At 72.2% G+C, this 17,512-nt stretch carries 20 protein-coding genes; 4 read left to right on the forward strand and 16 right to left on the reverse strand.

Annotation, left to right across the window (positions count from 1 at the left end):
- Nucleotides 1-18: 18 nt before the first annotated feature.
- The 7 genes from KZ820_RS15485 to KZ820_RS15515 are packed head-to-tail and all read right to left on the reverse strand — an operon-like array spanning nt 19 to nt 6,879.
- The gene (locus tag KZ820_RS15485) at nt 19-429 is read right to left on the reverse strand and encodes a hypothetical protein (protein ID WP_219749510.1); all 411 of its coding nucleotides are present in this window, start codon (nt 427-429) and stop codon (nt 19-21) included.
- Nucleotides 422-1,753: a FliI/YscN family ATPase gene (locus KZ820_RS15490; RefSeq protein WP_219749511.1), complete on the reverse strand. Its 1,332-nt coding sequence runs from the start codon at nt 1,751-1,753 to the stop codon at nt 422-424. Before KZ820_RS15490 ends, KZ820_RS15485 begins: the two co-directional genes overlap by 8 nt.
- Nucleotides 1,747-2,493 (reverse strand): FliH/SctL family protein, encoded by a 747-nt coding sequence (locus KZ820_RS15495; protein ID WP_219749512.1) that lies wholly within the window; start codon nt 2,491-2,493, stop codon nt 1,747-1,749. Before KZ820_RS15495 ends, KZ820_RS15490 begins: the two co-directional genes overlap by 7 nt.
- A complete protein-coding gene (gene fliG / locus KZ820_RS15500) occupies nt 2,486-3,514 on the reverse strand; it encodes a flagellar motor switch protein FliG (RefSeq protein ID WP_308462249.1) in 1,029 nt (342 codons plus the stop codon). Before fliG ends, KZ820_RS15495 begins: the two co-directional genes overlap by 8 nt.
- Nucleotides 3,511-5,253 carry a flagellar basal-body MS-ring/collar protein FliF gene (fliF, locus tag KZ820_RS15505; RefSeq protein WP_219749513.1) on the reverse strand — a complete coding sequence of 581 codons (1,743 nt, stop codon included), beginning with the start codon at nt 5,251-5,253 and terminating at the stop codon, nt 3,511-3,513. The genes fliG and fliF overlap by 4 nt, the downstream gene beginning before the upstream one ends.
- 1 nt (nt 5,254) lies before the next feature.
- Nucleotides 5,255-5,611 carry a flagellar hook-basal body complex protein FliE gene (gene fliE / locus KZ820_RS15510; protein ID WP_183945050.1) on the reverse strand — a complete coding sequence of 119 codons (357 nt, stop codon included), beginning with the start codon at nt 5,609-5,611 and terminating at the stop codon, nt 5,255-5,257.
- Nucleotides 5,608-6,879 carry a sigma-54 interaction domain-containing protein gene (locus tag KZ820_RS15515; protein ID WP_219749514.1) on the reverse strand — a complete coding sequence of 424 codons (1,272 nt, stop codon included), beginning with the start codon at nt 6,877-6,879 and terminating at the stop codon, nt 5,608-5,610. The genes fliE and KZ820_RS15515 overlap by 4 nt, the downstream gene beginning before the upstream one ends.
- 279 nt (nt 6,880-7,158) lie before the next feature.
- Here KZ820_RS15515 and KZ820_RS15520 point away from each other — a divergent pair, with 279 nt between their 5' ends.
- Nucleotides 7,159-7,986: a flagellin N-terminal helical domain-containing protein gene (locus KZ820_RS15520; RefSeq protein ID WP_219749515.1), complete on the forward strand. Its 828-nt coding sequence runs from the start codon at nt 7,159-7,161 to the stop codon at nt 7,984-7,986.
- A 451-nt stretch (nt 7,987-8,437) separates the two neighbouring features.
- Nucleotides 8,438-9,265 (forward strand): flagellin N-terminal helical domain-containing protein, encoded by an 828-nt coding sequence (locus tag KZ820_RS15525; protein WP_219749516.1) that lies wholly within the window; start codon nt 8,438-8,440, stop codon nt 9,263-9,265.
- 318 nt (nt 9,266-9,583) lie between these two features.
- On the opposite strand, the gene KZ820_RS15530 is transcribed toward KZ820_RS15525, so the two are convergent.
- The 9 genes from KZ820_RS15530 to KZ820_RS15570 all read right to left on the reverse strand — a co-directional run bounded on the left by KZ820_RS15530 (nt 9,584) and on the right by KZ820_RS15570 (nt 16,114).
- Nucleotides 9,584-9,736, reverse strand: coding sequence for a hypothetical protein (locus tag KZ820_RS15530; protein WP_219749517.1), 153 nt, complete (start codon nt 9,734-9,736; stop codon nt 9,584-9,586).
- A gap of 59 nt (nt 9,737-9,795) precedes the next feature.
- Nucleotides 9,796-10,572 carry a sigma-70 family RNA polymerase sigma factor gene (locus KZ820_RS15535; RefSeq protein WP_219749518.1) on the reverse strand — a complete coding sequence of 259 codons (777 nt, stop codon included), beginning with the start codon at nt 10,570-10,572 and terminating at the stop codon, nt 9,796-9,798.
- On the reverse strand, nt 10,569-12,632 hold the full coding sequence (gene flhA / locus KZ820_RS15540; RefSeq protein ID WP_183945044.1) for a flagellar biosynthesis protein FlhA: 2,064 nt from the start codon (nt 12,630-12,632) through the stop codon (nt 10,569-10,571). The genes KZ820_RS15535 and flhA overlap by 4 nt, the downstream gene beginning before the upstream one ends.
- Before the next feature lie 4 nt (nt 12,633-12,636).
- On the reverse strand, nt 12,637-13,503 hold the full coding sequence (locus KZ820_RS15545; RefSeq protein WP_219749519.1) for a lytic transglycosylase domain-containing protein: 867 nt from the start codon (nt 13,501-13,503) through the stop codon (nt 12,637-12,639).
- Nucleotides 13,504-13,685: 182 nt separating this feature from the next.
- Nucleotides 13,686-13,997: a flagellar protein FlgN gene (locus KZ820_RS15550; protein WP_219749520.1), complete on the reverse strand. Its 312-nt coding sequence runs from the start codon at nt 13,995-13,997 to the stop codon at nt 13,686-13,688.
- Entirely contained in the window at nt 13,984-14,280 is a 297-nt protein-coding gene (flgM, locus tag KZ820_RS15555) for a flagellar biosynthesis anti-sigma factor FlgM (protein ID WP_132908347.1), read from the reverse strand. The genes KZ820_RS15550 and flgM overlap by 14 nt, the downstream gene beginning before the upstream one ends.
- Nucleotides 14,281-14,358: 78 nt before the next feature.
- Nucleotides 14,359-14,874 carry a flagella basal body P-ring formation protein FlgA gene (locus tag KZ820_RS15560; RefSeq protein ID WP_219749521.1) on the reverse strand — a complete coding sequence of 172 codons (516 nt, stop codon included), beginning with the start codon at nt 14,872-14,874 and terminating at the stop codon, nt 14,359-14,361.
- On the reverse strand, nt 14,871-15,392 hold the full coding sequence (locus KZ820_RS15565; RefSeq protein WP_219749522.1) for a hypothetical protein: 522 nt from the start codon (nt 15,390-15,392) through the stop codon (nt 14,871-14,873). The genes KZ820_RS15560 and KZ820_RS15565 overlap by 4 nt, the downstream gene beginning before the upstream one ends.
- Nucleotides 15,389-16,114, reverse strand: a complete 726-nt coding sequence (locus KZ820_RS15570; protein ID WP_219749523.1) for a motility protein A — start codon at nt 16,112-16,114, stop codon at nt 15,389-15,391. Before KZ820_RS15570 ends, KZ820_RS15565 begins: the two co-directional genes overlap by 4 nt.
- A 625-nt stretch (nt 16,115-16,739) precedes the next feature.
- Here KZ820_RS15570 and KZ820_RS15575 point away from each other — a divergent pair.
- Together KZ820_RS15575 and flgC are read left to right on the forward strand one after the other, a co-directional pair.
- Nucleotides 16,740-17,096, forward strand: a complete 357-nt coding sequence (locus tag KZ820_RS15575; protein WP_219749524.1) for a flagellar basal body rod protein FlgB — start codon at nt 16,740-16,742, stop codon at nt 17,094-17,096.
- A gap of 4 nt (nt 17,097-17,100) precedes the next feature.
- Entirely contained in the window at nt 17,101-17,511 is a 411-nt protein-coding gene (gene flgC, locus KZ820_RS15580) for a flagellar basal body rod protein FlgC (protein WP_132908352.1), read from the forward strand.
- Nucleotide 17,512 lies beyond the last annotated feature (1 nt).

A 17,512-nucleotide genomic window follows, 5' to 3' on the forward strand; every position in this document is an offset into this window, starting at 1 on the left:
GCCGCCCCGCCCCGCTCCCTACCGCCGCGGCACCCGCGCCGGGGCGTCCTCCAGCGCCTTCATCTCGGCGCGCACGTCCTCGGCGCGCCGGCGGTCGATCAGCTTCTCCACCGCATTCTGGTCACGCCGGGCCGATCGGGTGGCCTCGCCGCTGCGCTCGGCGTGCTGCTCGGCCATGCGCACGCGGTTCACTGCCGCCTCGGCCGAGCGCTGCAGCCGCTCGCGGAAATGCGCCGCCGCGGCGAGGTTGACCGCGCCCGTCGCCGCGGTCGGCACCGGCGCCACCGCGTCGACCAGCTGGCAGATGCGGTGCGCCAGCTGGGTCTCGCTCGTCAGCTGCGCCCGCGCGCGCGCCTCGTCGGCGCGCGCCAGCCCGAGCTGGAGCGTGCGTACGCGATGCAGCCGCTTGAGCCGCGCGGCGTCAGCCATCGCCGAACACGCCGACCAGCTCGGCCGCGGCGTCCGCCAGCGGCACCACCTGCGATGTCTCCTGCCGGATGAACTCGGTGATCGCGGGGTGATAGGCGATGGCGTTGTCGATCGCGGCGTCGCTGCCCGAGCGATAGGCGCCCATCAGCACGAGGTCGCGGTTCTCCTCGTAGGTGGCGAGATGGCGGCGCAGCGCGCGCGCGGCCTGCTGGTGCTCGGCGGGCACGATGTCGTTCATCACGCGGCTGATCGACTTGGAGACGTCGATCGCGGGATAGACCGCGCGCTCCGCCATCGCGCGACTCAGCACGATATGGCCGTCGAGGATCGAGCGCGCCGAGTCGACCACCGGGTCGTTGCCGTCGTCGCCGTCGGCCAGCACGGTGTAGATGCCGGTGATCGAGCCGCCGGTGTTCACGTCCGAGCCGGCGCGCTCCAGCAGGTTGGGCAGCATCGCGATAGCAGAGGGCGGATAGCCGCGCGCCGAGGCGGGCTCGCCCAGCGCCAGCCCGATCTCGCGCCCGGCGTGCGCGACGCGGGTGAGCGAGTCGATGATCAGCAGCACCTTCTTGCCCTCGGCGCGGAACGCCTCGGCGATCGCGGTGGCGCGCAGCGCGCCGCGGATGCGCAGCACCGGCGAGTGGTTGGCGGGCACCGCCACGACCACCGCGCGCTTCCGCGCCTCGCCCGCCACCTTGGTCTCGAGGAAGTCGGCGACCTCGCGCGAGCGCTCGCCGATCAGCCCGATCACGATCACGTCGGCCTGCGCCGCGCGCACCATCATGCCGAGCAGCACCGACTTGCCGACGCCAGAGCCCGCCATGATGCCGACGCGCTGGCCCTGGCCGACGGTGAGCAGCCCGTTGATCGCGCGCACGCCGACGTCGAGTGGGGCGAGCACGCGGCCGCGGTCGAGCGGCGACTGCATGTGCCCGGCGAGCGGCCAGCGCCCGGCGCCGCGGATCGGGCCGAGCCCGTCGATCGGCGCGCCCGAGCCGTCGACCACGCGCCCCAGCAGCGCCGCGCCGACCTCGGCCTCGCCCGGCGCGCCGAGTGGGCGCACCGGCGCGTTGGGCAGCAGCGCGGCGGGGCCGCCCAGGTTCATCATCAGCGTGCGGCCGTTGCGGAAGCCGATCACCTCGGCCTCGACCTGCGCGGTGCCCGCCGCGCCGATGCGGCAGACGGTGCCGACCGGCAGCGACAGCCCCACCGCCTCCATCAGCAGCCCGTCGTAGGACGACAGCCGCCCCGAGACCTTGGCGGCGAAGCGCGGCGCGGCCTCGACGAGCGTGGCGAGATAATCGTCGGCGAAGCGGTTCAGCACGCGGGCACCGCCGCGCGCTCGATCGCCGCCGTCAGCTGCTCCATCCACAGCGCCGGACCGTCCTCGACGATGGTCGAGGCTGCTTCCATGACGAAGCTGCCGCGCGCCACGGCGGCGTCGCCGACCGGAAAGATCGTGTCGGGGAGCAGCCCGGCGAGCAGCGCGACGTCCTCCGGGTTGACCCGCAGCATCGCCGACTCGCTCGCGTCGGCGAGCAGGTCGACCGCGGCCTCGACTCGCGCGGCGAGCAGCGGACCCGAGACGCCGGTCTCGCCCACTACCGCGGTGACGAGCGTCAGCACGGTGCGGCGCAGCGTCTCGGCCAGCGCGGCGCGGTCGATCGCGCCGCCGGCACGCAGCTGCGCGGCGACGCCGTCGAGCAAGGCGCGGTCGCGCGCCGCCTCGGCCTGCGCGGCGTGCGTGGCGGCGGCGAAGCCCTCCTCATAGCCTTCCGCGCGCGCGGCCTCGACCTGCTCGAGGCAGGGCAGCGGCTGCGCCTCGGGGTCGAGCATGTCCCAGCCCGCGGTCGGGTCGCTCGCCGGATCGGCCGGCGCGAAGTGGCGCGGCTGCTCCGCGGTCGCGGCGGTCTCGGGCGGGCGCGCGCCGAACGCCTGCTCGATCCGCGCGATCAGGTCGGCGGGGGTGAAGCCGCCGGTGGACTCGGACTGCGCGCGCGCGCGCGTGGTGGCGGCCGCGTCGGCACGTGCCGGCAGCCCGATGACGAACGTCGCCTCAGACATAATCGTCGTCACCTGCCCCCATGTTGATCGTACCGTCCTTGGCGAGGTTGCGCGCGATCTGGATGATCACCTTCTGCGCCTCGAGCACCTCGCTCAGCTTCATCGGGCCGCGCGCCTCCATGTCGTCGCGGATGCCGTCGGCGGCGCGCGCCGACATGCAGCCGAGGATGCGGTTGCGCGCCGCCTCGTCCACGCCCTTGAGCGCGCGCGTCAGCGTGTCGCCGTCGACGTTGCGGATCAGCGTGCCCAGCGACTTGTCGTCGAGCTCCAGCAGGTTGTCGAAGACGAACATCGCCTCCTCGATCTGGCGCGCGATGTCGCGGTCCATCTTGAGCAGCTTGGGCATGACGCGCTGCTCGGTCGCCTTGCGCGCGCCCTGCAGGATCTTGGCCGCCTCGCGCGCGCCGCCGAGCTGGAGCCCGCCGACCGGACCGCCGCCGCTGCCGCCGCCGCCGCTGCGCGACGCGATCAGCGTGCGCAGCGTCTCGACCGCCTCGGGGGTGATCGGGCCGAGCTTGGCGATGCGGTGGAGGATGTCGGGCTGAACCGCCTCGGGCAGCAGCTCGAGCACCTGGCCGCCGACGGCGGGATCCAGGTTGGCGATCAGCACCGCGGCGATCTGCGGGTGCTCCTTGTCGAGCATCGTCGCGATCTCGCTGGCGTCGAGCCAATCGAGCAGGTCGATCTCGCACACCGCCTCGGGCGGGGTGATCTGCGCCAGCACGCTCTCGGCCTTCTCGCGGCCGAGCGCGCGCGTCATCACCGCCTCGACCTTGGGGCCGGGGTTGAAGGTGATGCCGGTGCGCTCGCGCGCGCGCCCGACGAAATCGTCGAGCACCAGCTCCACTTCCTGCTCGCTGACGTCGGCCACCGCGAACATCGCGCTGCCGAGCTTGCGCACTTCCTCGGGATCCAGCTTCTGCAGGATCGCGGCGGCCTCGTCCTCGCCGACGAGCATCATCAGCACCGCGGCGCGCTCGACGCCGGTGAAGGTGCGCGGGGCGGCGGCGACCGCGCTCACGACTTGGCCTCGGCGGTGATCATGTCACGCACCGCCAGCGCCGCGCGCGCGGGGTTGTCGCGGGTGAAGCCGCGCACCGCGCCGATCCGCTCCTCGTAGCTGCGGCTGGTCTCGATCTGGTCGAGGCTGACCGGCGGCGCCACCGCGATGCCGGCGTCGCTCATCAGCGGCTGCCCGTCGGCGCCGAGCAGCGGCTGGCCGTCCTCGCCGAGCAGCGGAGTGCCCGCGGTGGCGGCCTGCGCCGCGATCACCGCGGGGCTGGCGTCCTCGCGCTTCTTCATCAGCGCCTTGGCGATTGGGCGCACGCCGAGCAGCAGCACCAGCAGCGCGATGATCAGCGCGGTGACGTTGCGCGCCAGCACCGGCAGCCAGGCATTGTCGTACCACTTGGGCGCGTCGTTCGCGTCGGTGGCGTCGGCGAACTTGCGGCTGATCACCGTGACATTGTCGTTGCGGGTCTGGTCGAAGCCGACCGCGCTCTTCACCAGATCGTTGATCTGGTTGATCTCCATCGCGGTGCGCTTGCCCTTCTCGGGGTCGCGCAGCAGCACCGCGACCGACAGCCGCTTGATGTTGCCCGGCGCCGCGCGGGTGACCGAGACCTCCTTGTTGAGGTCATAGGCGCGCTGGAACGAGTCGGTCTGCTTCGCCGGGTCGGGCGCGGGGCCACCGGCGACGGGCTTCGCTTGCGGCGTGCCGGGCGCGCCGGTGGCGGGCTGCGGCGTCGACAGCTGCGAGGCCGGCGGCGGCGTGTTGCTCAACGCGCCGGGGATGCCCGCGGGCGCCTGGCCGGTCGCCATGTTGCCGGTCCAGTTGCCGGTCTCGGCGCGCAGGCGGCCGTCCTTGTCGTAGCTCTCGCGCGTGGCGCTGGTCTCGTCGAGGTTGACGTCGGCCTGCACCTCGGCGGTGAAATTGCCCGCGCCGACCAGCGGCGTCAGCAGCTGGATCAGCTGCTGGCGGTACTTGTCCTCGACGCGGCGCTGGAACTCGATGCGCTTGTCGTTGGCGGCGTCGGCGCCGTCGCCCGACTTGGTGAGCAGACCGCCGAGCTGGTCGACCACGGTGACCGCGTCGGGCTTCATCCCCGGCACCGAGGAGGCGACCAGGTTGACGATCGAGCGGACCTGCGCGTCGCTCAGCGAGCGCCCGCCCTGGAGCTTGAGCACCACCGAGGCCGAGGGCGCGGCATTGTCGCGCACGAACACGCTGGCCTCGGGCATGGCGAGGTGGACGCGCGCCTCGGCGACCGAGTCGATCTCCTGGATCGAGCGCGCGAGCTCGGTCTCGCGCGCCTGGCGCAGCCGCTCGCCCTCCACCGCGCGGCTGACGCCCATCGGCAGCTGGTCGAGGATGGCGTAGCCGCCGGGCGCCGCCTTGGGCAGGCCCTGGCCGGCGAGCAGCATCCGCGCCTTGCTGAAATCCTCTTCGTCGACGGTCAGCGCGTCCGACGAGGAATCGATGTGGCTGGTGATGTTGGCGGCGCTCAGCGCGCTGGTCACCGCGGCCTTGTCCGAATCGGGCAGGCCGGAGAACAGCACCTTCTGCGGCGGGGTCGACAGCGCCGACCAGGCCAGGCCGGCGGCGCCGATCAGGCCGACCATCAGCGCCATCGGGCCGGCGCGGCGCACCGCGGGCTGCGCGAACACGCCCTGGATCTGGCGCAGCGGGTTGGCGAACTTCTCCGGCACCAGCGTGATCGGCGCGGGGTTCTGCGGCGAGGGGGTGAGAGCGTTGCTCATATCAGACCGGCATGCTCATGATGTCCTTGTAGGCGGACAGGATCTTGTTGCGGACCTGCAGCGTCGCCTCGAAGCCGACCGAGGCTTCCTGGCGCGCCAGCATGACCTTGGCGATGTCGACGGTCTCGCCGCGCTCGTACTGCTCGCTCAGCGCCGAGGCCTTCTGCTGGCCGTCGTTCACCTTGGCGAGCGCGGACTGCATCGTGTCGGCGAAGCTGGTCGCGTTGGCCGAGGCGCCCTGCGGCGCGGCGGCCGGGGCGGCGGCGCCGGCGCGGCTCAGCGCGGCGTTGCGCTCGAGGATCTGCGCGCGCAGCGCCATCACACGGTCGATGCCGCCGACGCCTCCCACCGCGCTCATGCCGAGATCGCCCGCTGGGTGCCGGACGCGAGATCGTCACCCTGCTCGCGCGCCTTGGCGAGGCGGTAGCGCAACGTCCGCTCGGAGATGCCGAGCCGCTTGGCGGTCTCGATCCGGCTGCCGCCGCACGCCGCCAGCGTCTCGCGGATCGCGGCGAACTCGGAGAGCTGGACCACCTGGCCGAGCGTGGCGTCGTCGACCGGCGCCGCCGCGGCCGCGAGCCGCGGCGCGCTCGGGCGGTCGAACACGATGTGCGCCGCCTCGATCGTGTCGCCGCCGCAGAAGAGCAGCGCGCGCTGGATCACGTTCTCCAGCTCGCGGACGTTGCCGGGCCAGTCGTGCGCGACCAGCGCGGCGATCGCCTCGTCGCTCGGCCACGGCACCACCGGCCGGTTGCCGGCGTGGCGCAGGATCATCGTCGCCGCGAGCGCGGGGATGTCCTGCGCGCGCTCGGCCAGCGCCTTGGTGGTGAGCGGGAAGACCGACAGGCGGTAGTAGAGGTCGGCGCGGAAGCGGCCCGCCGCCACCTCCTCCTGGAGGTCGCGGTTGGCGCAGGCGATCACGCGCACGTCGACCGGCTGCGGCATGGTCGCGCCGATCGGCACCACCTCGCGCTCCTGCAGCACGCGCAGCAGCTTGGCCTGGAGGTTGAGCGGCATCTCGGCGACCTCGTCGAGCAGCAGCGTGCCGCCGTTGGCGGCGCGGAAGAAGCCCTCGCCGCCCGAGGAGGCGCCGGTGAAGCTGCCCTTCTGGTGGCCGAACAGCATCGCCTCGAGCATGGTCTCGGGCAGCGCGGCGCAGTTGATCGCGATGAACGGGCCGTCGCGCCGCTCCGACTGGAGGTGGATGGTGCGCGCCAGCACTTCCTTGCCGGTGCCGGTCGGGCCGTTGATCAGCACGGTGATGTCGGCCTGGGCGACGCGCTCGGCCAGTGCCAGCAGCGCGAGCGACTCGGGGTCGGCGGCGGTCGGCAGCTCGGGGCCGCCGATCAGCGCGCGGGCGAAGGCGTTGCCGACCGCGGCGTCGTCATGGCCGTAGGCGATGCGGGCGGGCTGGCCGTCACGGAAGGGAAGTACCTCGCGCTCGCCGCTGCCGACGATCAGCGTGCGCGCCGGCGCCGGGATCGGCTCGCCGGCGGCGACGAGGTAGCTCACCCCCGCCTGCGGACGGGCGGCGGCGGGCTGGATGGCGAAGCCCTGCGCGCGCAGCGAGGACACGAGCGTCAGGTGCTCGCGCTCCACACTGGCTGACGGCATGATCGAACGCATCGGAAATATCCCTCGAATCTCGAAGGCTTGAATGCGCCGCCAGTGGTTAACGCGGAGTATAATTGCCGGTGGCCGGCAGGTTTTTTCCGGGGGCGCGAGCGTCCGCGCCACGCGCGCGCGTACGTAGGGGAGGGGATCGGGGCGCCGGCGACCGCTCGCCGATCCGGGCCAAAGATTTTCGCTAAAGGTCCGGCGATGGCGGTCGTTTGAGGCGGTGACGGCGCGGCCACCTGCTCATTCGGGGGCGGCGGGACGGGCCGAGCAGACGGAGATTTTCCCATGACCGTGATCAACTCGAACACCTCGGCCCTGCGCGCCACCACCGCCTCGAACAGCGCGAACAAGGCGCTGTCGGTCTCGATGGAGCGCCTGTCGACCGGCAAGCGCATCAACTCGGCGAAGGACGACGCCGCCGGCCTCGCGATCAGCAACTCGATGACGTCGCAGATCCGCGGCATGAGCCAGGGCATCCGCAACTCGAACGACGGCATCTCGATGGCGCAGACCGCGGAAGGCGCGCTGGGCGAGGTCTCGAACATGCTGCAGCGCATGCGCGAGCTGACCGTGCAGGCCGCCAACGGCACCTATTCGTCGACCGACACCGACTCGATCCGTGCCGAGCAGTCGGCGCTGAAGGACCAGATCAGCTCGATCGTCACCACCACGTCGTTCAACGGCAAGAAGCTGTTCGACGCGACCGCGGCGACGGGCTTCTCGATCCAGACCGGCGCCAACACCGGCGACACCGTCACGCTGAAGTCGGTCGACTTCTCCGCCACCGGCAGCTCGAAGCTGAAGGACGTGACCGCGCTGACCTTCGCCGACACCGCCACCAGCGCGACGCTGGCGAACTATGACGACGCCATCGCCGAGGTCTCGGGCGCCCGCGCCTCGCTGGGTTCGGCGCAGAACCGCCTCGAGTCGGCGGTGAACAACGCCACGGCGAACGTCACCAACCTGACCGACGCGCGCAGCCGCATCGAGGACGCCGATTTCTCGACCGAGACGACGGCGCTCGCCAAGTCGCAGATCCTCAACCAGGCCTCGACCGCGATGCTGGCGCAGGCCAACCAGTCGCAGCAGGGCGTGATGAAGCTGCTCGGCTAAGCGCCGACGCCCGTCGCCGGCCCCTCGCCCCCGAACATGGCGGGGCCGGCGCCGGGATGAGATGAGATGAGATGAGTGACATCGCGGGACCCCCGTCAGCGTGGCTGGCGGGGGTTCTCGTTCGTGGCGGAGAAGCGAACGCCGCAGGGGCGTCGCAGCGGCATGGTGGCATCCCTTTCCGCGGTCATCCTGAACTCGTTCCAGGATCCACTCCTCCGCTGGTGCCGCCGCCGCCGGGACTGGGGCACGGTGGATCCTGAAACGAGTTCAGGATGGCGCCACGTCGTTCGCACCGTTCGCCGACATGAACGCGGGATGGAGGCGGCGCCCGCGCGATGCTCCCCACGAAAAGCGCTAAAAGTCCCGCCGGATCGGTCGTTTGTAGGGAAGACGGCACGGCCACCTGCGTATTCGGGGGCGGCGAGCGGGCCGGGCAGATGGAGATAGTCCCATGACCGTGATCAACTCGAACACCTCGGCGCTGCGCGCCACCACCGCCTCGAACAGCGCGAACAAGGCGCTGTCGGTCTCGATGGAGCGCCTGTCGACCGGCAAGCGCATCAACTCGGCGAAGGACGACGCCGCCGGCCTCGCGATCAGCAACTCGATGACGTCGCAGATTCGCGGCATGAGCCAGGGCATCCGCAACGCCAACGACGGCATCTCGATGGCGCAGACCGCGGAAGGCGCGCTGGGCGAGGTCTCGAACATGCTGCAGCGCATGCGCGAGCTGACCGTGCAGGCGAGCAACGGCACCTATGCCGCGGCCGACGTCTCGTCGATCCGTGCCGAGCAGTCGGCGCTGAAGGACCAGATCAGCTCGATCGTCACCACCACCGCGTTCAACGGCAAGAAGCTGTTCGACGCCGCCGCGGCGACCGGCTTCGACATCCAGACCGGCGCCAACACGGGCGACAAGGTCACGCTGAAGTCGGTCGACTTCACCGCCGCCGGCGGCCTCAAGACCGTGACCGACCTGAGCTTCGCCGACGCCACCGCCGCCAACAACGCGACGCTGGACCAGTATGACACCGCGATCGCGCAGGTCTCGAGCGCGCGCGCCGCGCTGGGTTCGGCGCAGAATCGCCTCGAGTCGGCGGTGAACAACGCGACCGCTAACGTCACCAACCTGACCGACGCGCGCAGCCGCATCGAGGACGCCGACTTCTCGACCGAGACCACCGCGCTGGCGAAGTCGCAGATCCTCAACCAGGCGTCGACCGCGATGCTGGCGCAGGCCAACCAGTCGCAGCAGGGCGTGATGAAGCTGCTCGGCTAAGCGCCGACGCCCGGCGCCGGCCCCTCGCCCCCGAACATGGCGGGGTCGGCGCCGGGATGAGATGAGTGACATCGCCGTACCCCCGTCAGCGTGGCTGGCGGGGGTTCTCGTTCGTGGCGGGAAGACGAGGGCAGCGGTAGCCAAAATCCTCCGCGCCTGGCGGGGAGGGGGACCGCTCCCGAAGGGCGTGGTGGAGGGGGCTTTCCGCGAGCGACCCGGCTGCGGCAGCCCCCCCCATCGACCACGCCGCTGCGCGTCGCGGTCCCCCTCCCCGCGAGCGGGGAGGATCTTCGGTGTCTCGAAGGGGCTCGCGCGCCCTCACTCCCCGCCCTGGACGGCGAGGTCGTCGGGATTGTCTTCGGGCTCGCCGTCGGGAAGCTGGTCGACGCTCGGGTCGGCGGGCGCGTCGCGGTCGCGCTCCGGCTCGGTGAGCGGCGCGGCGGCGGGGTCGGGCTGGCGTGGGTCGGTCATCGGCGGCTCCTGTCGGACATGGTCGCGGGGCAACGCCCGCCGCCACGCCGCGATCCGCCTCAGCCGCGCGTCATCGCCTTCTTCAGCCGCGCGTGCGCGCTCGACTTGATCTGGCACACGCGCGCGGCGCCGACGCCGAGCACCTGGCCGATCTCCTCGAGGTTGAGCTCCTCGACGTGGTAGAGCTGGATCACCATCTGCTCGCGCTCGGGCAGTGAGGCGATCGCGGCGATCAGCCGGTCGCGCGTCTGCGCCTCGGACAGCTGCTCGAAGGCGTCGGGCGTGTCGCTGGCGAACCACGGCTGGTCGTCGGCATAGACTTCGTCGATCGACTCGTACCGCACCGCCTCGGCGGCGGCATAATCGGTGCGCAGCTTCTCGGGGGTGACCTCGAGCTTGGCGGCGACCTCGCGGTCCGTCGGCGCGCGGCCGAACTCGTGGCTCAGCTGGTTGACCGCGCGGGCGTACTCGCGCTTGCGGCGGATCGCGCCGCGCGTCATCGCGGCGTGGCGGCGCAGCTCGTCGATCATCGCGCCGCGCAGCCGCGTCACGAGATATTGCTTGAGCGTCACCTGCCCGCGGTCCTCGAAGGCGGCGACCGCCTCGACCAGTGCGACCAGCCCGACCTGGACCAGATCCTCCACCTCGATCGCGGTCGAGACCGAGCCGTGGACGTGCCACGCCAGACGGCGGACGAGCGGCAGGTGCTGCTGCACCAGCGCGTTCTCGTCGCGCTTGCGCGGGCGCGAGTAGGTCAGCGGCGCGGTGGCCTGAGCGGCGGGGAGAGGGGCGGGCTGGGCGGCGGCGAAGGCGCCGCGCATCGGCTCGGCGCTCATGCCGCCAGCGCCTGCGGCTGGTGCTGGCCACCGATGATCGCGACGACCTCGACGGGCTTGTCCTCGGGCACTTCGAAGAAGCTCATGACAGGGGTATCCGGGAGAACGGTGCGGATGAGTTTGCGGACGGCGACGCGGATCGCCGGCTGCACGACCAGCGCGAACGGCTTGGCCTCGGCCATCAGCGGCTGCGCCGCGGCCTGCAGCGCGTCGACGATGCGGCGGCCGAGCTCGGGCTCGATCACCTGGCGGCTGGGATCGCTGCGCAGCCCCTGGCCGAGCAGTTGCTCCAGGCCGCCCTCGAGCGTCATGACGCGCAGCGGCTCGCGCACGCCGGCCAGCTTGGCGATGATCAGCGGGCCCAGCTCGGGGCGGATCAGCTCGATCAGCTCGACGGGATCGTGCGTCTTCTGCGCGGCCATCGAGATCGCGGCGGCGATGCGGCGGAACTCGCGCAGCTGGATGCCCTCGGACAGCAGCCCCTTGAGCACCGCCACCAAGGCGGTCTGCGGCAGCGGCGCGAGCGCGGCGACCAGCTGCGGCGCGCGCTCCTTGAGCCCGTCGAGCAACGACTGCACCTCGTCGGCGCCGAGCAGGTCGGCGGCATTCGCGCCGAGCGCGTGGTTGAGGTGGGTCGCCATCACCGTGCCGGCGTCGACCACCAGATAGCCCTGGCCGGTCGCGGCATCGGCGTCGCCCGGCGAGATCCAGGTCGCGTCGAGCCCGAAGGTCGGGTCCTTGGCCTTCTTGCCGATCAGCTCGCCGAAGCCCTGGCCGGTGTCGAGCGCCAGCATCTCGTCGGGCGAGACTTGGTCCTCGCCGACGCAGACGCCGCCGAGCATCACGCGATAGGTGTAGGGCGCCAGGTTGATGTCGTCGCGCACGCGCACCTGCGGCACCACGAAGCCCAGCTCCTTGCTCAGCTGGCGGCGCACGCCGGTGAGGCGGCTCATCAGCGGCGCGCCGCGGCGCTCGTCGACCAGCGGCACCAGGCCGTAGCCGACGTCGAGGTTGACCATCATCGCCTCGGTCACCTCGTCCCAGCCGATCTTCGACGGGTCGGGCTGCTCGACCGCGACCGGGGCCTCGACGATCTGCGGGCGCTTGGCGTTCTGGTGCAGCTTCCAGGCGGCGAAGCCGGCGATGGCGGCGAGCGGCAGGATGACGAAGTGCGGCATGCCGGGCAGCAGCCCGAGCAGCGTCAGGATCACCGCGACCGGCGCCCAGGTGCGCGCCGAGCCGAATTGGCCGCCGATCTGGCCGGCGAGGTCCTTGTCCGAGCTGACGCGGGTGACGATCGAGGCGGCGGCGATCGAGAGCAGCAGCGCGGGCACCTGCGCCACCAGCGCGTCGCCGATCGCCAGCATCGTGTAGCTCTGCGCCGCCTTGGCGATCGTCAGCCCGTGGCTGACCGGGCCGAGGATCAGGCCGCCGACGATATTCGCCGCGAGGATCAGCAGGCCGGCGACCGCGTCGCCCTTCACGAACTTGGACGAGCCGTCCATCGAGCCGTAGAAGTCGGCCTCGGTGGCGACCTCGACGCGGCGCTTCTTGGCGTCGTCGGGGGTGATCAGGCCGGCGTTGAGGTCGGCGTCGATGGCCATCTGCTTGCCGGGCAGCGCGTCGAGCGTGAAGCGCGCGGACACCTCGGAGACGCGACCGGCGCCCTTGGTGACCACGATCAGGTTGATGATGACGATGATCGCGAAGACGAACAGGCCGACGACATAGTCGCCGCCGATCACGAACGAGCCGAACGCCTCGATCACGTGTCCCGCCGCGGCCGAGCCGGTGTGGCCGTGGACCAGCACGATGCGCGTCGAGGCGACGTTGAGGCCGAGCCGGAACAGCGTCGCGAACAGCAGCACCGTGGGGAAGGACGAGAAGTCGAGCGGCTTCTCGGCGTTGAGCGCCACCATCAGCACCGCGAGGCTGATCGTGATGTTCATGATGAAGAACACGTCCAGCATGAAGGCCGGGATCGGCACCACCATGAGGACGACGAGCAGCAGGATCGCGGCGGGCAGCGCGGCCTGGCGCGCGTTGGCGAGCAGCTTCATCGGATCAGTTCCCCATCCGCGCGAGCATCATGTAGGCGAGCCGCGCGTTCGCGGGGGTCGGCCGGAGCAGGCTGGCCTGCTGCGCCTGCGCGCCCTTGATCTGGCCGAGCGTCGACTGGCCGAGCGTCGACCGGGCCCAGGCGAGCGCGTCGGTCGCGCTCTCGCCCGCACCGGTGACGACGGTGTTCTCGTCGCCCATCGCCAGCGCCTGCGCGGCGAACTGCAGCCGGTCGGACGGCGTGGTCGCGCCCAGCGACGCGGCGCCGTCACCCAGCTTGCCGGCGAAGCGCTGGTACACCTCGCCGAGCGAGCGCGCGGAGCCGTCGCTGTCGAAGAAGACGCCGCGGTTGGCGCGCGCGGCGGCGGGGAAGAGCGAGGCGGCGCTACGCTCCGGGTTGCTCTGCATCGCCGAGAGGAAGGTGCGCGCGCCGCCCAGCCCGAGGAAATGCGCCATATAGAGGTCGGTGCCGGTCGCCGCGCGCCCGGTCCACGCCTCGATCGCGTCCTTGTTGTCGCTGGCATGCTCGGCTGCCATCAGCGAGGCGACCTCGGGGTCGTTGCGCAGCCCCAGCACCGCGGCACGGTTGCCGCCGGTGACGGTGAAGCGACCGCCCGACTGCTGGATGCTGTCCGCCGCCCAGCCGAGCCCGTGCTCGCTGCCGTGCTTCTTCACCACCGCGAGCCAGCTCTGCTCGACGAACTGGTACAGGCCCGAGGCGGAGGAGGTGCTGGCGCGCGCGCTGGCGTTGAGCCCGCTCTCGATCTTGGCCTGGCCGAGCAGATAGTTGAAGTCGACGCCGGTGCGCTGCGCCGCGCGCTGGATCGCGGAGGTGACGCGGCCGGTGGCCGGAGTGAGCGCGGAGACGGTCATGCCCTGCGTGGAGCAAGAGGCGTGCCAGATGGGGGCGGATTGGGATCGCCCCGAGCGCTAACGTGTTCCCCGGCGAAGGCCGGGGTCCAGCTGGGAAGGCCGTCGTGATTCCCGCTGAGGTTCACCCAACTGGGCCCCGGCCTTCGCCGGGGAACAGCGTGTGAGATGAAGGCGTGCGCCGCTTACGCGTAGGCCACGCCGGCGCGGCCGTAGGCGCCGCCGCTCTGGCCGGAAAGAAGTTGCAGGCGGCGGCGCACATTTGCCGCCATCAGGTTGACGTAGATCCGGCACGTGTCGTTGAGCCGGTCGGCCTCCTCGACCAGCCCGCGCAGCTCGGCGTCGGCCGGTCCGTCGCCGAGCGACCGGAGCGTCTCGATCGCGCGCAGCTTGTTGCCGGTGGCGCGCTCCAGCCCGGCCATGTCGTTCGCCTTCAGCGCCGCGATCTCGGCGTGGAGCATGTCGATCACGCGCACCAGCGCGTCACGCCTGTTCATTGGCCATCCAGTCGAAACGAAGTGCGATGAACTGGTCCGCGATGGTCGCGGGCGAGAGCGGGAAGGTGCCGTTGGCGATCGCGGTCTTGATCTGCTGCACGCGGTCGCCGTCGACCGGCGGCTCGGCGGCGAGCGACTTGGCGAGCGTCTGCGGCGCCGCGGTGGCGGTCGTCGCATTGTTCGCCGCCAGCGGGGCGGCCGGCGCCGGCGCGCTGACGCGCGCCACGCTGGCGACCCGCAGGTCGTTCGCCTTGATCGTTGAGGGTCCTACCGATTCCACCATGACTGCACCTGTCGGCCTCCGCTGACATCGGGAAAAACGACGGGCCGTGGCGCAACTTTAGCACTTTTTTATCGCGGCTCATTCGGACCAGCCGGGCAGCGTCGCGCGCCCCGCCTCGACGGCCACCGCCTGCACCGGGCGCGGCGCGTCGTCGACCTTGATCATGACGCGCGCGCCGGGCGCCGCGTCGCCGATCGCCACGCCCTCGCGCGTGATCGCGAAGCCGTCGCTGCCCGCCTCGATCGTCACCGCGTCGCCGCGGCGGATCACCGGGTCGGCGCGCACCGGCACCGCTGCGGCGGCGGTGCGCGGTGCGACCGCGCCGGCGGCACGCGGCGGTGCGATCACGGGAACGAACAGCCGCCACGACGGGCCGGCGCACGCGATCACGACCGCGTCATGCGCCTCGGTGCGCCACGACATCGCCACCATCGGGCAGGCGGCGAGCCGCAGCCGCGCGTCGACCGGCGCGCGCGCGCCGCCCTCGCTGCCGATCGGGCGCGCGGTGAAGGCGGCGACGGCGCGGTCGAGCGCGTCGGTGTCCTGGAAGCCGGCGCCGGTGGCGGCGGCGGCGAGAAGGAAGGCGGCGATCATGGCTTTTTCCCTTGTTCGCCCGCGAAGGCGAGCGTGACGAGTACCTGGCGGCGGCCGGGGCGCACCGCGGTGGCGAGGCCGAGCCGGGCGTCGGGCACGCCCGCGCTGGCCAGCGCCGCGGCGACCGCGCGCGCGCGATCGGCGGCGAGGAGGGTGGCGCTGCGGGAGCGCGGATCGACGTCGGCGGCGGTGCCGTCGGTCGCGCCGGTGACGGTGAGGCTCACGCGCGGGTCGCGCAGCTCGGCGCGCGCCCAGGCGGCGAGGCCCGCGGGGGTGCCGGGGGGCGTCGCGCTGCCCGGCGCGAAGCCGGCGACGCCGTAGCTCGCCACCGGCATCGCCGCGGGCGCCTCGGCGCCGAAGCCCTCCGCCAGCCCGGCGGCGAGCGCGCGCGGGTCGAGCTGCTGGTTGGCCTGGAGCAGCACGAAGAAGCCGACCAGCAGCAGCGCCAGATCGGCCAGCGTCATCAGCCAGAGCGCGCGCGCGGGTGCCTCGTCGGCGAGGAGCTCGTCGTCGCTCATGCCGCGCGCTCGCGTGGCGCGGCCGCGGTGTCCTCGGGATCGTCGTCCGCGACGGCGACCGGCTCGGGCGCGGGGTGGAGCCGGGCGCCGGCGCGCACGCGCGGCGCCTCGCGCGCGGCGAGCTCGGCCAGCGGGGCGAGGAGGCGGGCGCGCTCGATCGCCTCGGCGCGCGCGGCGGCGCGCAGCCGGGTGGCGATCGGCATGGCGACGAGGTTGGCGAGCAGCGCGCCATATAAGGTAGCGAGCAGCGCGACCGCCATCGCCGCGCCGATCGCGCCGGGATCGCTCATCCGCGTGAACATCGCGACCAGCCCGACCAGCGTGCCGACCATGCCCAGCGCGGGCGCGGCCTCGGCGACGCCGGTCCAGCAGTCGGTGACGAGGCGGTGGCGCTCGATCCGGGCGCGGCGCGCGGTGTCGAGCGAGTCGATCACCGCCTGCGGCTGCGCGCCGTCGACGATCAGCGCCACCGCGGCGGCGACGTCGGCGTCGTGGATCACGCTGCGGTCGAGCGCGTGGACGCCGTGGCGCGCGGCGATGCGGCTGAGCGCCGCGATCTGGTCCAGCCGCGTGTCGGCGCGGAAGCGGCGGCGCGGCAGCACGCGCAGCGCGAGCATAGCGCGGCCGAGGTCGCGCGCGGGGGTTCGGAGCGCCGCGGCGAGCGCGGTGCCACCGAAGACGATGGCGAGCGCGGCGGGGTCGAGGAACATGCCGGGAGTCATGCCCGCGTCGTTGCAAGGGGCGGGCCAGTTTGGGGGGTGGCGGAGGATAGGAGCACCCTTTTCCTGAGACCACCCCGGCGGACGCCGGGGGTCTAGGTGGGATAGCCGCTGTGAGATCCACCAGCGTCCCCCAACTGGACCCCGGCGTCCGCCGGGGTGGAGGCGGGAGGGGGTGAGCCACGCCCTCCAGTAGCGTCATCCTGAGCTTGTCTCAGGATCCACCGGCCCGCGAGCGCCTCGGCACCTGAGTGAGCGGCACGGTGAATCCTGAGACGAGCTCAGGATGACGGAAGGAGGGAGGAAAGTGAGGAGAGCCCCCACTCCCCTCGTGCCCCGGCGGAGGCCGGGGCCCAGTTGGGCGGACCTTCGTGGGTCCCACCACCGCCTTCCCACCTGGGCTCCGGCCTTCGCCGGAGCACGGTAGTGCTCGCGGCCCTGCAAACTCCTGGCCCCCGGCCACCAGCACCCGGCAATCATCCGGCAACCCCGCTTGCCGGCAAACCTGACCGGCAACCGGCAAGCCCTTGCCGCTCCGCACTTCTCCGGCCCCGTTCCGCCCCGCACGAAGCAATTGGCACGCCGCTTGCTGACATTCCCGCGAGGCGACGGGCGATCCCCGTCTCGCATGGAGGTTCGGCCAGTGGCTGAGAGTTTGTTCGGAGTTCACGGAGCAGCCCTGGAGGTGCGCAGCCAGCGCATGGGCGTGCTCGCGTCGAACATCGCCAACGCGTCCACGCCCAATTTCAAGGCCCGCGACATCGACTTCCAGGCCGCGCTCGGCGCGGTCGAGCAGCGCGGCGCGAGCGGCGTCGGCGACGCGCTGAAGTATCGCGTGCCGACCCAGCCCTCGATGGACGGCAACACGGTGGAGCTCTCCACCGAGCAGACCGCCTTCGCCGAGAACGCGGTCCAGTACCAGACGACGCTCTCGTTCCTCAACGGGCGCATCGGCCAGATCACGCGCGCGCTGAAGGGGGAGTAAGACGATGTCCGGCTCGCCGCTCACCATCTTCCAGGTCGCCGGCCGCGCCATGTCGGCGCAGCTGACGCGGATGAACACCACCGCCTCGAACCTCGCCAACGCCGGCGGCGTCGCCGGCTCGGAGGAGGCCGCCTACAAGACGATGAAGCCGGTGTTCCGCACCAGCTTCGACGCGGCCAGCGGGCTCTCCACCACCGACGTGCAGCAGATCGTCACCGCGGGCGAGGCGCCGACCAAGCGCTACGACCCCGGCAGCCCGATGGCGAACAAGGACGGCTACGTCTTCGACGCCGCGGTCGATGAATCGCGCGAGCTGGTCGACATGATGGAGACCGCGCGCACCTACCAGAACAACGTCGAGGTCATGCAGACCGCCAAAACGCTGATCCTCGACACCCTCAAGATGGGCCGCTGAT

Source organism: Sphingomonas citri (assembly GCF_019429485.1).
In the GTDB taxonomy this organism is placed as follows: domain Bacteria; phylum Pseudomonadota; class Alphaproteobacteria; order Sphingomonadales; family Sphingomonadaceae; genus Sphingomonas; species Sphingomonas citri.

Bases quoted from the DNA above. Each gene is read 5' to 3' on its own strand.
- KZ820_RS15525 (WP_219749516.1), top strand. From the start codon at position 8,438: ATGACCGTGATCAACTCGAACACCTCGGCGCTGCGCGCCACCACCGCC.
- KZ820_RS15495 (WP_219749512.1), bottom strand. From the start codon at position 2,493: ATGTCTGAGGCGACGTTCGTCATCGGGCTGCCGGCACGTGCCGACGCG.
- KZ820_RS15530 (WP_219749517.1), bottom strand. From the start codon at position 9,736: ATGACCGACCCACGCCAGCCCGACCCCGCCGCCGCGCCGCTCACCGAG.
- flgM (WP_132908347.1), bottom strand. From the start codon at position 14,280: ATGGTGGAATCGGTAGGACCCTCAACGATCAAGGCGAACGACCTGCGG.
- fliE (WP_183945050.1), bottom strand. From the start codon at position 5,611: ATGAGCGCGGTGGGAGGCGTCGGCGGCATCGACCGTGTGATGGCGCTG.
- KZ820_RS15545 (WP_219749519.1), bottom strand. From the start codon at position 13,503: ATGACCGTCTCCGCGCTCACTCCGGCCACCGGCCGCGTCACCTCCGCG.
- KZ820_RS15485 (WP_219749510.1), bottom strand. From the start codon at position 429: ATGGCTGACGCCGCGCGGCTCAAGCGGCTGCATCGCGTACGCACGCTC.
- flhA (WP_183945044.1), bottom strand. From the start codon at position 12,632: ATGAAGCTGCTCGCCAACGCGCGCCAGGCCGCGCTGCCCGCCGCGATC.
- KZ820_RS15565 (WP_219749522.1), bottom strand. From the start codon at position 15,392: ATGAGCGACGACGAGCTCCTCGCCGACGAGGCACCCGCGCGCGCGCTC.
- KZ820_RS15520 (WP_219749515.1), top strand. From the start codon at position 7,159: ATGACCGTGATCAACTCGAACACCTCGGCCCTGCGCGCCACCACCGCC.
- KZ820_RS15560 (WP_219749521.1), bottom strand. From the start codon at position 14,874: ATGATCGCCGCCTTCCTTCTCGCCGCCGCCGCCACCGGCGCCGGCTTC.
- KZ820_RS15515 (WP_219749514.1), bottom strand. From the start codon at position 6,879: ATGCGTTCGATCATGCCGTCAGCCAGTGTGGAGCGCGAGCACCTGACG.
- fliF (WP_219749513.1), bottom strand. From the start codon at position 5,253: ATGAGCAACGCTCTCACCCCCTCGCCGCAGAACCCCGCGCCGATCACG.
- KZ820_RS15570 (WP_219749523.1), bottom strand. From the start codon at position 16,114: ATGACTCCCGGCATGTTCCTCGACCCCGCCGCGCTCGCCATCGTCTTC.
- KZ820_RS15550 (WP_219749520.1), bottom strand. From the start codon at position 13,997: ATGAACAGGCGTGACGCGCTGGTGCGCGTGATCGACATGCTCCACGCC.
- flgC (WP_132908352.1), top strand. From the start codon at position 17,101: ATGTCCGGCTCGCCGCTCACCATCTTCCAGGTCGCCGGCCGCGCCATG.
- KZ820_RS15535 (WP_219749518.1), bottom strand. From the start codon at position 10,572: ATGAGCGCCGAGCCGATGCGCGGCGCCTTCGCCGCCGCCCAGCCCGCC.
- KZ820_RS15575 (WP_219749524.1), top strand. From the start codon at position 16,740: ATGGAGGTTCGGCCAGTGGCTGAGAGTTTGTTCGGAGTTCACGGAGCA.